Source organism: Sphingopyxis panaciterrulae (genome assembly GCF_014199295.1).
Lineage (GTDB): Bacteria > Pseudomonadota > Alphaproteobacteria > Sphingomonadales > Sphingomonadaceae > Sphingopyxis > Sphingopyxis panaciterrulae.
In genome coordinates this window covers 512,869-524,347 of the sequence record NZ_JACIJH010000001.1, presented here as the reverse complement: position 1 = coordinate 524,347, position 11,479 = coordinate 512,869, and the positions used below count along the sequence as shown (strand labels likewise).

Below are 11,479 nucleotides of genomic sequence, written 5' to 3'. Positions count from 1 at the left end.
GCGCCGAAACGGTGCCGACCGGCACCGAATCGGGAGGTTCGCGATGGACGATCTGCAATCGGCGCTGCTGGCGTGGACCGCGATCACCGTGCTGTTCCTGCTCGCCGCCGGGCTGATCTGGTGGCGCCGCCGTCCGCGCCATCAGACGATACCGCGCGCGCCGAAGCAGGTCCGCGAACTCCGGCTTCCATCGCTGCCCCGCACGCGCCGCGAGGCGATTCCCGAGGTCGAGATCGCCCCGTCGCGACTCGCGCGGATCAAGGCGACGCCCGTCGAACCACGCGCGGCCGACCCCTTCGTCCCGCCCGAACCGGCTCCGCCGCCGGCCGCCCTCGAACAGACGCTCGATGCGATGGCCAGCGAGGTCGAGGCCCGCGCCGCCGAGGGGCCCATTGACGACACCGTGGTGCGCGTGCGGCTGGTGCCGCAGATTCCGCTGCGCGACGCGATCCAGACGCGCAGCCGCCTCGGCGGGCGTCCGCGCCTGCCCGCCGCGCTCGACTGGCCGCGCATCGACGGGGTCAAGGGCGATTTCCTTGCCCAGATCGCCTGCGCCGACCTGCCGCCCGACCTGTGGGACGGGCTCGGGCCACGCGAGGGCTGGCTTGCGGTCTTCGCGCATCCGATGACCGGCGAGGCCATCATACTCCACCTCGCCGAGGATGGGCCGCCGCGCGAGGCTCCGCAGGGCGCCGGCGACGCGATCTTCGCGCCGCACGGTGGCGTCGGCTTCGGCGACTTCGCGGCGCTCGCCGTTCGCGCCTTCCCCGAATGGCCGGTCGATGTCGTCGCGGTGCGGCCAGGCGATTCCGACCCGCGCGACGAAGCGGCGCCCGGCGACATGACCGACGCCGCAGACTATGACATCGCCGACCCCGCCTTCCACCCCTTCGACTGGGACAGCCTGCGCCTGATGGCGGCGGTGCTCGACCGGCGGCTGGCGCGGCTGGTCGGCGGCGGAGAGGCGAATCGCGCCGCGGCGGCGAGCGCGGCGGAGATCGTCGCGATCATCCGCGACAGCGCCGACCAGCACCCCTTCACCGCCGCCGACGCGACCGCGGTGATGGCCGCGCTCCACGCGATCCGCTGGGTCCCCGACGCCGCGGCCGGTCCCGCTTTGCCGCTGACCCGCCACGATCCGCGCGCGCCGCTGTGGGTCCACGAGTATCGCGCGCTGCTCTTCGATCATGCCAAGCATGCCTGGTGCGCCGACCCGTCGCGCCTGTCGGCCCCGGCGCGCGCCTATTTCGAGCCCCTATGGCAGGATCTCGCGGCGCGCGAGATGGCGGCGATGGGACCGCCCGCCCTTCCCCTCCCCGGTTTCGACCCCGAACGCGAAGCGGTGCTGCTCGAACTGCCGACGAGCGGACTGATGAGCCGGCGCATCGGCGAGGAGGAAGGCGCGCTGCTGCTGATCATCCGCAAGGCCGATCTGGCGGCCGGCGATTTCTCGAAAGTCCGCACGCTGCGCACCCGCTGACGGCGCGCCGCGCTACCCATTTGAATAGCTTTGCGATTGACGTGCCGGTCAACTTGCCGGGCGCCGCGGCGCGTCCTAATCAGGACGGACAATCTGTGTGGGAGAGTTTTCATGGCACGCATCGCAATCGTCACCGGCGGCAGCCGCGGCATCGGGGAGGCGATCAGCCTCGCGCTCCAGGGCCAGGGCGTCACCGTCGTCGCCAACTATGCCGGCAACGACGAAAAGGCGAAGGCCTTCACCGACCGCACCGGCATCCGCGCCTATAAATGGGACGTCGGCGACCATCAGGCCTGCCTCGACGGCTGCGCGCGGGTGACCGAAGAGGTCGGACCGATCGACATCGTGGTGAACAATGCCGGCATCACCCGCGACGGCACCCTCGCGCGGATGAGCTTCGACGACTGGAACGATGTGATGCGCATCAACCTCGGCGGCTGCTTCAACATGGCGAAAGCGACCTTTCCCGGCATGGTCGAGCGCGGCTGGGGCCGCATCGTCAACATCGGCTCGATCAACGGCCAGGCGGGCCAGTACGGCCAGGTCAATTATGCCGCCGCCAAATCGGGCATCCACGGCTTCACCAAGGCGCTCGCGCAGGAAGGCGCCAAGAAGGGCGTGACGGTCAACGCGATCGCCCCCGGCTATATCGACACCGACATGGTCGCCGCGGTCCCCGCCCCGGTGCTGGAAAAGATCGTCGCCAAAATCCCCGTCGGCCGCCTCGGCCAGGCGAGCGAGATCGCACGCGGCGTCGCCTTCCTGTGCAGCGAGGAAGCCGGCTTCGTCACCGGATCGACGATGAGCATCAACGGCGGACAGCATATGTATTGACGGCGGCAGGCGCGTAACGAAGGCGTTCGCAAGGCGAACGACGCATTAGGCGCCGGCACGGGCAGCGGGGCGGTCGGCCCAAAAGGCCGGCCAACCCGTCTGACCCCCGTCTTCGCGGGAGCCGGCTGGCGGCGGCTTGGCCATCACCGCTGGAGCATTGGATGCCGATTCCCCTCCATCCCCCCGTCAAACGCTCGGTGACCATCGCCGGCCACCCGACCTCGATCAGCCTCGAACCCGTCTTCTGGGACGCGCTGGAGGCGGAAGCCCAGCGACGAAACCTGCCGGTCAACGCCCTCGTCGCGCGCATCGACGTCGAACGGATGGAGGCGGACGATCCGCCCAACCTGACCTCGGCGATCCGGCAATGGCTGTGGCTGGGGCGAGCGAGCCGCTAAAGGGCCGCGTAAACCGCCCGCCCGAACGCCGCCCCCTTGTCGGGCGCGAAATTCAGGAAGAGCTGCGGCTCGATCAGCTCCAGCTCCATGATCGCGAGCCCGCCGTGTCCGTCGCCGATCATGTCGACACGGGCATAGACGGTCGCCGCCGGCACCGCCGCCAGCGCGGCTTCGGCGAGGTCGCGCGCCGCGGTGCTTGCGTCCCACAGTTCTTCGCGGCCGCCGAATTGCGGCTGGACGCGGAAATCGCCCGCCGCCGGGCGCTTGACGATCGCGTGGCTATAGCGGCCGCCGAACAGGAAGAGCGAATACTCCCCCTCGGCGAGCACGCCGGGCATGAAGGGCTGGATCAGCCGCCGCTGCCCGCGCGCATCGGCGGGGACGGCGGCCTCGGCCGCGAGCCGGTGGGTGCCGTCCGAACCCGCCGACACCGGCGGCTTCACGATCAACTCTTCGGTATCGAACGCCCGGCGCGCCGCCACCAATGCGGCCTCGTCGAGCGCCGCGACCTCGATCGTCGGCACCACCGCGACCTCCCTGGCGCCCAGCTCAGTGAGATAGGCCTTGTCGCTGTTCCAGCGCAGCACCGGCACCGGATTGGCGACGGGCAGTGCCTCGGCCTCGAGTCGGTCGAGCAGCGCGTACCAACGATCCACCGCGCGCGGATAGCCCCAGGCGAGCAGCGGCAGGATCAGGTCGAAGCCCGAAAAGTCGCCCGGATCGGTCCACACGCGTGGTTCGACCGCCAGTCCGGCCGCGGTCAGCGCCGCCGTCTTGCGCGCGAGCGCCGGCCGCCAATGCTCGCCATAATCCGCCGCCGGGATGAGGATCGCGACGCGCGGCTGAAAGGGCATGGCGGAGACTTTCGGGGAGGACGGGAAAGGCGCCCCTATCCTGCCCCGTGCGCCGCGACAAGGGCCGGCGCGCGCCGGCCCTTTCCCCTATCACCGCCCGAGCAGTCCGCGCGCCTGCCCCGCGAGGTGCGACAGCATCGCGCCGTTCGGGTTCGGCACCAGCCGCGCCCGGTCGACGGTGGCGCGGAACTGCGCGACGCGCGGCGCCTGCTCGGCGAGCCAGGCGCCGACCGCCGCGTCGAGATTCTTGCCCGACAGCCCGGCAAGGAAACCGAGGCGCATCTGCTGGAAATCGCGCGCGAGGCTGTTGACCAGCAATCGCTCCCACGGATCGCTCGGGCTCATATGCGCCGCAAGCGTCTGCGCCCAGTCGAGCCCCAGCGCGTCGCCCAGATGGGTGAAGGCGTGGGTCACCGCGATCTCGTCGTCGCCGCGCCGTTCGGCCAGGTCGACGATGCCGATCGCACCATCGGTCTTGAACAGCCGCACCACCGCCGCGGTCAGCGCCTCGGGCGCGCCGGCGTCGAGCAGTTGCTGGCTCAGCATGTCCCACTGGCGCCGCACCGATTCGCTGAGCAGCGCATCGACCCCGGCGGTCAGCCGGTCGACGCCGGGTTCGAGCCGGTCGACGATCGCCCCCGGCTGCGTCCGCGTCGGCGCGACGCGGAGCAGGTCGGCCATCTGCGAGGTCATCGCCGACGCCGCCTGCGCGAACAGCGACAGCCGGATCGATTCGTCGATCTTGGCGACGTCGAGCTCGGCCCATATCTCGCGCATGTCGAGCAACCGTTCGACCGCCACGAACGCCGCCGCGACATCGCCGAGCGAACAGCCTTCCTCCTCGACCAGCTCGAAGGGATGGACGACGCCCATGCGGTTGACGATGCGGTTCGCGAGCTTGGTCGCGATGATCTCGCGCCGCAGTTGGTGATCGGCGATCGCGGCCGCGAAATCGCGCTGCATCTCGGCCGGGAACGCCGCGGCGAGATCGCCGGCCAGCGCCGGATCGTCGGGCAGGTCGCTCGCCTCGATGGCGTCCTGCAACGCCAGCTTGGCGGTCGAGAGCAATATCGCCAGCTCGGGCCGGGTCAGCCCGCGCCCTTCCTGCGCGCGGCGCATCAACTCGTCGTTCGCCGCCAGCCCCTCGACCTTGCGGTCGAGCCGGCCCGATCCCTCGAACGTCTCCATGATCCGCACCAGCGACGGCACCGCGCCCGCCCCGCCCTTTTCGGCGATCGACAGCGCGAGCGCCTGGAGACGGTTGTCCTCGAGCACCAGCGCCGCTACGTCGTCGGTCATGCGGACGAGCAGCGCGTCGCGCGCGTCCTGCGCCAGCCGCCCCTCGGCCATCTCGCGGTTCAGCGCGATCTTGATGTTGACCTCGTTATCCGAGCAGTCGACGCCGGCGCTGTTGTCGACGAAGTCGGCGTTGATCCGACCGCCCTTCAGCGCAAAGGCAATGCGCGATGCCTGGGTCGTGCCTAGGTTCGCGCCCTCGCCCACCACACGGACGCGCAGATCCTCGGCATCGACGCGCAGCGCGTCGTTGGCGGGGTCGCCGACCTCGGCATTGTTCTGACTCGCTGCCTTCACATAGGTGCCGATGCCGCCGAACCACAGTAGGTCGACCGGCGCCTTGAGGATGGCGGAGATCAGCGCGGTCGGCTCGATCTCGGCCTGCGACAGGCCGAGCGCCGCCTGCACCTCGGGGGTCAGCGGAATGCTCTTCTGGCTGCGCGGAAAGACGCCACCGCCCGTCGAGATCAGCGTCTTGTCATAATCGTCCCAGCTCGACCGCGGCAGATTGAACAGCCGCTCGCGCTCCTTCCAGCTCTTCGCCGGATCGGGGTCGGGATCGAGGAAGATGTGGCGATGGTCGAACGCCGCGACCAGCTTGATCGCCTTCGACAGCAGCATGCCATTGCCGAACACGTCGCCCGACATGTCGCCGCAGCCGACGACGCGGACCGTGTCGGTCTGCACGTCGACGCCCATTTCGGCGAAATGGCGCTGGACCGAAACCCAGGCGCCGCGCGCGGTGATGCCCATCGCCTTGTGGTCGTACCCGTGCGACCCGCCGCTCGCGAAGGCATCGCCGAGCCAGAAGTCGCGCTCCATCGCCAGCGCGTTGGCGACGTCGGAAAAGGTCGCGGTGCCCTTGTCGGCGGCGACGACGAAATAGGGGTCCTCGCCGTCGTGGATCGCGACCTTCTTCGGATGCACGACCTTGCTGCCAACGATATTGTCGGTGATCGACAGCAGCGAGCGGATGAAGATGCGATAGCATTCCTTCCCCTCGGCGAACCATGCGTCGCGGTCGAGCGTCGGATCGGGCAGCGCCTTCGGATAGAAGCCGCCCTTCGCGCCGGTCGGCACGATGACGGCATTCTTGACCCGCTGCGCCTTCATCAGGCCGAGGATTTCGGTGCGGAAGTCGTCGCGCCGGTCGGACCAGCGCAGCCCGCCGCGCGCGACCGGGCCGGCGCGCAGGTGGATGCCCTCGACGCGGGGGCTGTAAACGAACACCTCGCGCCACGGCAGCGGCTTGGGCAGCCCCGGAATGCGGCTCGAATCGATCTTGAACGCCAGCGCCTCGGCCGCCGCGGGGGCGAAGGCGTTGGTGCGCAGCGTCGCGCCGATCACCGCGTTGAACAGGCGCAGGATGCGGTCCTCGTCGATCGACTTGATGCCCGCAAACGCCGCCTGGATCTCGTCCGCCAGCGCCTCGGCACGCTTTGCGTCGCGCGTCTCGGGATCGTGCAGCGCGCAGAAACGCTCGATCAGCTTCGCGGTCAGCTCGGGCGCGTGGCGCAGCGCCGCGACGACGGTATCCATGCCATAAGAGGAACCGCCCTGGCGCAGATAGCGGAACCAGGCGCGCAGCCAGACGATCGCCTTGGGGTCGGTCTGGGTGACGAGCACCAGTTCGTTGAACGCGTCATTCTCGGCGCTGCCTTCGAGCACCGCGGCGATCGCCGCCTCGATCACCGGCACGTGCGGCAGCAGCGCGGTCTCGTCGACCGACGGTGGCAGCTTGAGCGTGAAATCGTGGATGAAGGCGGGGTCCTCGCCCTCGAGCGAGGTCGGCCGGCCATAGTTCAGCGCGGTCGGAATCTCTTCCAGCACCTCGAAACCGAAATGTTCGAGCGCCGGCACGACGTCGGACAGCGCGAGCGCGCCCGACGCGCTATAGACCTTCAGCCGCAGCCGATCGTCGCCGTCGAGGCTCTTGAGCGCGAGCCGCACGCCGCGCGGATGCTCGGCGTCGAGGTCGCGCAACCGCAGAATGTCGCGCGCCGCCTCTTCGGGGTCATAGAGGTTGCGATAATTGGGCGGGAAAAGCGGCGCGAAGCGCGCCGCCAGCGCTGCCGCGCGGCCGGCATCGCCGCGCCTCGCCAGCGCCGCCTCGACCTCGGGCTGCCAGCCGCGCACCATCTGTTCCAGCATGGTATTGAGCTGCCCCTCCTCGGGGATCACGCCGCCGCTCCTGAGGTCGAGCGCATAGCGCAGCAGCGCCGCGCCGCCGTCCTCGAGCACCATCGTCCAGCCGATGACGCCGGCGCGCGCCTCGCGCGCCAGCATGCCCTCGATCGCCAGCCGGCGGCCGGTCGACACCTCGTCGCGCGGCAGCCAGACGAAGACGAACAGATGCCGCCCGAGCGCGCTCTTCACCGTCACCAGCTTCGGCCGCGGTCGGTCGGTGATCGACATGGAGGTCAGCGCGAGCCGTTCGAGCGATTCGCCGTCGAAAGCGATCAGCAGGTCGTGCGGCAGCGCGGTCAGCGCGTGCGCGAGCGCCTTGCCGGCGTGGCCCGCGGGGTCGAAGCCGAACTTCGCCATCAACTCGGCAAGCCGGGCGCGCAGCATCGGCACCTTGGCGGGCGGGGTCGACAGCGCCTGGCTGGTCCACAGGCCGGCGTGGATCGACAGCCGCTCGGCGGTCTTCCCCTTCATCTCGGGCACGACGACCAGGTCGAGCAGGACGCGGCGATGCACCGCCGACAGCCGGTTCGACTTGATGAGCAGCGGCGCACGGCCGCCCTTGTCGAACCAGGCGAAGGCGGCGTCGAGCGCTTCGGGCGACAGGAGCTGGCTGCTGCTCGACGCGCAGATGCCGAGCCGGTCCTGCGCCTTGCCCGCGCGCGTGCGCCATTCGTGGCCGAGCTGGGTCATCGCCCCGCCTTCGAACCAGCGCAGCAGTTCGGCGCCCTCGTCGTCGGATCGGATCGCCGCGTCGGCCAGCATCGCGGCGCGCATCGGCTTCCAGTCGGCCACCGCCGCGCGTACGTCGGCCAGCGCCGTCTCGATCGCGTCGAGCAGGCGCCGCCGGGCACGGGCATCGCCGCGCTCGATTTCCATATAGATGACCGATTCGCGGCCCGCGCCGCCCTTTTCGGGCGCGCCCGCGTCGGTCAGATGTCCCTTGGCGTCGCGCTTGGCCGACACCACGGGGTGCAGGATGCGGTGGACGACCAGCCCCTGCGCCGCCGCGACCTGCGAGGTCGAATCGACGAGGAAGGGCATGTCGTCGTTGACGATGGCGAGGCGCATCCGCCGGTCGGTGCCGTCGGCGGCCATCGGTTCGAGCGCCAGCACCGGCTGGCCCGGCGGGCGGTCGAGCGCGACCCCCGCGACGAAAGCGCTCGCGTCGGCGAGCGCCGTGCCATCCATGTCGTCGCCTTCGCCGGGCAGCGCGCTGCCGCGCAGGGCGGTCAGATAGGCGGACTGGATTTTCTTGGGAATGGAGGGGGCCGAAACCGAAGGGTCGGGTTCCGGAATGTCGGTCGACGTCTTGTCAGGCATAGGGTGCAATATCCCGAACCAAAAAGACGGGCTTTCGCCGCCGATCGGCCAGCCCGCTCGTCCCTCCCCTATGCGCCTGCCGCGCGCACGGCTCAAGGCCCGCGGACGGCCCCGCGTAAAAATATTTCAAAACTGGGATTGTCTGTTGCGCTGCAGCGACAAGCGTCATCCGCTAGGCGTGATCGCGATCGCCGCCTTCGCCAGCTTCGCGACCAGCGCCGCGTCGTCGGCCGCCTTGGCGACGATGCCGATATGCCCGCCGGGCATCGCGCGCGCGATCAGCACGACGAACTCGGCCTCGCCCGCGTCATGCTCCAGGATCACCGCGGGATGCGCCGTTCGCAGCGCGGCGAGCCCCGCACCGGCCGGCGGCACGGCCGCGTCCACCGGCTTGCGGCGCGCGCGGGCGTCCCTGACCAGCCCCTTGAGCCCGCCCGGATAGCGGTCGAGATAGGCGGCAAGGCCGCCGCGCGCGACCCCTTCGGCCTTCGCATGGCCAAGCACGCAGGCATATTCGGCCAGCCGCGTCTTGTCGTAATGGGCGCCGAACACCAGCTTGACCACCGGCGTCATCGGCGCGCGCGCCTGCGCCTTCAGCCCCGCGTCGTTCAGCAGCTCGGTCAGGGCCTCGGGCTGCGTTTCGGCGGCGAGCGCGAAGTCCCACGCCCGCCCGACCGCCTGATAGAGCGCGCTGCGGCTGCGGCTGTCGGCGACGAGCGCGCGGGCCGCGGTCTCGCGCGCGGCCGCCAGCCAGTCGGCGAGCTCGACCGGATCGGCGGGTGTTTCGTCGAGCGCCGCGAAACCGGGCGCGGCCTCTTCGTCGTCGAGGGGGCTCGAAACGGGGCCGTCGGCCCACACCGGGACCGGCGCGGTCAGCGGCGGCGCGCTGCGCAGCGCCTGCTCGACGGAAAGCTGCAATTCCTCTTCCTGCGCGGCGGGTGCCGCTTCCTTCCAGTTGATGACCCCGAGGATGAAGTCGATCGCCTCGCCGTCGGACGAGAAGGGGAGCAGGATGCCGCGGTACATGATCGTCGTGCCGCGGTCGTTCACGAACTCGGCCTCGAAACCGATCGGCGCGCGGTTGGCGATGATCTGAAGATAATGGTCGGTCAGCCGCGACAGCAGCGACCGGCCGGGGATCTGGCTGATATGCCGGACATCGGCGTCGATCTGCGACTCGGCGCGCAGCCGGTCGCCCAGAAAGGCGACCCCCGGATTCTCGAGTCCCGCCGTGAAATCGAGCAACACCGAATGCGGTCCGAAATCGCCGACATGCCCGAGGTCGAGGTCCTCGACCGACGGATAGGCGCGGTCGGACAGCAGCGACGCCCAGTGATTATAGGCGCGGACCTGCATCCGCCGCTCGTCGACGCCAACGGCGACCGGGGCGTCGATTCCGCCATCGTCCTGGCCGTGGCTGCCCGAAAGCAGGCCGCGCATGCTGTCCATCATCTGTCCCCAGTCACGACTATCGGGCCGAATCTATGCACCGCGACTGGTAAAAGCGGCGTAAACGATGGACTTCGCCCGGGGGCGGATGTGGAAGCCCCTGTCCTTTGGTCACCCCGGGTCAAGCCCAGGGTGACGCGGAATATCCACCTGCCCGACGCCGCTTCCAACTTTTTCCTATCGCACCCGCCACTTCGCGGGCATCCCCTCGGCCGGGCACCAGCGCCGCGGCGCCTCGGAGTCCTGGATGGTGAGCTGGATGCGCGTCGGGGACAGGACACGCACCTCCATTCCCCACTCCGGAAGGAAGAGGGCCTTGCCCGACCGCTCCACCTTGCCGAGCGGGCCGACGAAATTCTCCTCGTCGCTGCCCGGCGCGCCGCCGCCGCGCACCAGCCCCAGCCGCCGGCCGTCATAGAAGAGCGCCTCGAAACTCGGCTGCGCGCAGGGCTCGCTTTCCGACACATAATAGCCGGGAAGGATGCCGAGCGGCGCGACCGGCTTCCGGCCCGCCGCCTGCGCGCTCGACGCCGCCCCTGCGGCGCCGTCGCATTGCTGGCGAAGCGAACGGATCGCCGCGGTCGATCCGGCGAGCGACAGATAGCTCAGTTCCTGCCACTCGTCGCCGCCGCTGGCGCTCGCGATCGGGTCAAGCCCGGTGTCGGCGCCGATCAGCAGCCCTTCGACGCCGGGGTCGATCGGGCCGCTGAAATCGCTCTTGCCCGGCTCCTGCACCAGCGTCTGCGTCGCGTCATAGCCGCCCTCGCTGCCGGTGAAGTTGACGAGCAGCGGCCGGCCGGCGGGTGGCAGCGACAGGCCCGGCTTGGGCACAAGCGTCATATAGACGCCGCCGCCGGGCTGGCATCGCAGCCCGAGCGCCACGAATTCGGGGTGGCCGGTGGTCGCCGCAACCGCGCCGGCACCGCTGCCCCCGAACTGCCAGCGCGTCTCGTGCTGCGGCGGCAATTCCACCGCGCCCGCCGCGGCCTGCCTCCGCTGCTCGGCCGCATAATCGGCGTCGGTCCAGCGATGGCGCTTGACCAGATCCCATTTGCGCCCGTTCCAGGCAAGCGTCTCGATACAGGCTTCCGCGCCCGCACCGCCGCAGACGGTTCCGTGGACGGGTATTTCGAGCCCCTTGCGCCCGCGCCCGAGGTCGACCGCGCTCCATCCGCGCACATTATCTCCGAAGATCGCGCGCAAGCCCCCGGGACTCGACCCGAGGATCGAGATCATGCAGCCCGCGGTGCCGCACCACGCCGAATAGCCGGCGTTCGAACAGCGCGTCGCGGCATATTCGAGCACCCAGTCGGATTTGCCGTCATTGGTGAGTTCGGTCTCGGTGGCGAAGGCCGCGCGGTCGGCGATGAACTTGCCCCCGCTAGCGCGGCATTCGGTCTTCAGGTCGTCATAGGCCGCCTGAACCTCGCGCGGCCAGGCCTTCGCCGGCGCCGCGGCGGGCGCGGCGGCGGCCTGAACCGACCAGGCGGCAAGCGACAGGAAAGCGAACAGACTGTGCATGGCGGAACCTCCCGACCGGCAATGAAAGCAAAGAAATCCGCTCAACCCGAGCGGTGCGTATCGACCCCGCCGCGGATCGGTTGACCGCGACCGGACCCGGGGGGGTCGCGGCCCCGGATCCGATCGCGATCATGGCGACG

The 11,479-nt window shown here is 70.2% G+C and carries 7 protein-coding genes; 3 read left to right on the top strand and 4 right to left on the bottom strand.

The features are described from left to right. The first annotated feature begins 43 nt into the window (after positions 1–43). The 3 genes from FHR21_RS02500 to FHR21_RS02490 all read left to right on the top strand — a co-directional run bounded on the left by FHR21_RS02500 (position 44) and on the right by FHR21_RS02490 (position 2,712). Entirely contained in the window at positions 44–1,480 is a 1,437-nt protein-coding gene (locus FHR21_RS02500) for a DUF1963 domain-containing protein (RefSeq protein ID WP_184094965.1), read from the top strand. A gap of 111 nt (positions 1,481–1,591) precedes the next feature. Next, positions 1,592–2,314: an acetoacetyl-CoA reductase gene (phbB, locus tag FHR21_RS02495; protein ID WP_184094963.1), complete on the top strand. Its 723-nt coding sequence runs from the start codon at positions 1,592–1,594 to the stop codon at positions 2,312–2,314. 161 nt (positions 2,315–2,475) lie between these two features. Beyond that, positions 2,476–2,712: a ribbon-helix-helix domain-containing protein gene (locus FHR21_RS02490; RefSeq protein ID WP_184094961.1), complete on the top strand. Its 237-nt coding sequence runs from the start codon at positions 2,476–2,478 to the stop codon at positions 2,710–2,712. Here the strand turns inward: FHR21_RS02490 and FHR21_RS02485 are convergent. The 4 genes from FHR21_RS02485 to FHR21_RS02470 all read right to left on the bottom strand — a co-directional run bounded on the left by FHR21_RS02485 (position 2,709) and on the right by FHR21_RS02470 (position 11,339). Further along, on the bottom strand, positions 2,709–3,566 hold the full coding sequence (locus tag FHR21_RS02485; RefSeq protein WP_184094959.1) for an ATP-grasp domain-containing protein: 858 nt from the start codon (positions 3,564–3,566) through the stop codon (positions 2,709–2,711). The genes FHR21_RS02490 and FHR21_RS02485 overlap by 4 nt on opposite strands. A 90-nt stretch (positions 3,567–3,656) precedes the next feature. Continuing rightward, positions 3,657–8,369 (bottom strand): NAD-glutamate dehydrogenase, encoded by a 4,713-nt coding sequence (locus tag FHR21_RS02480; RefSeq protein ID WP_184094957.1) that lies wholly within the window; start codon positions 8,367–8,369, stop codon positions 3,657–3,659. 165 nt (positions 8,370–8,534) lie between these two features. Continuing rightward, positions 8,535–9,818: a PAS domain-containing protein gene (locus tag FHR21_RS02475; protein WP_184094955.1), complete on the bottom strand. Its 1,284-nt coding sequence runs from the start codon at positions 9,816–9,818 to the stop codon at positions 8,535–8,537. A gap of 177 nt (positions 9,819–9,995) precedes the next feature. Then, positions 9,996–11,339, bottom strand: a complete 1,344-nt coding sequence (locus FHR21_RS02470; protein ID WP_184094953.1) for a hypothetical protein — start codon at positions 11,337–11,339, stop codon at positions 9,996–9,998. Positions 11,340–11,479 lie beyond the last annotated feature (140 nt).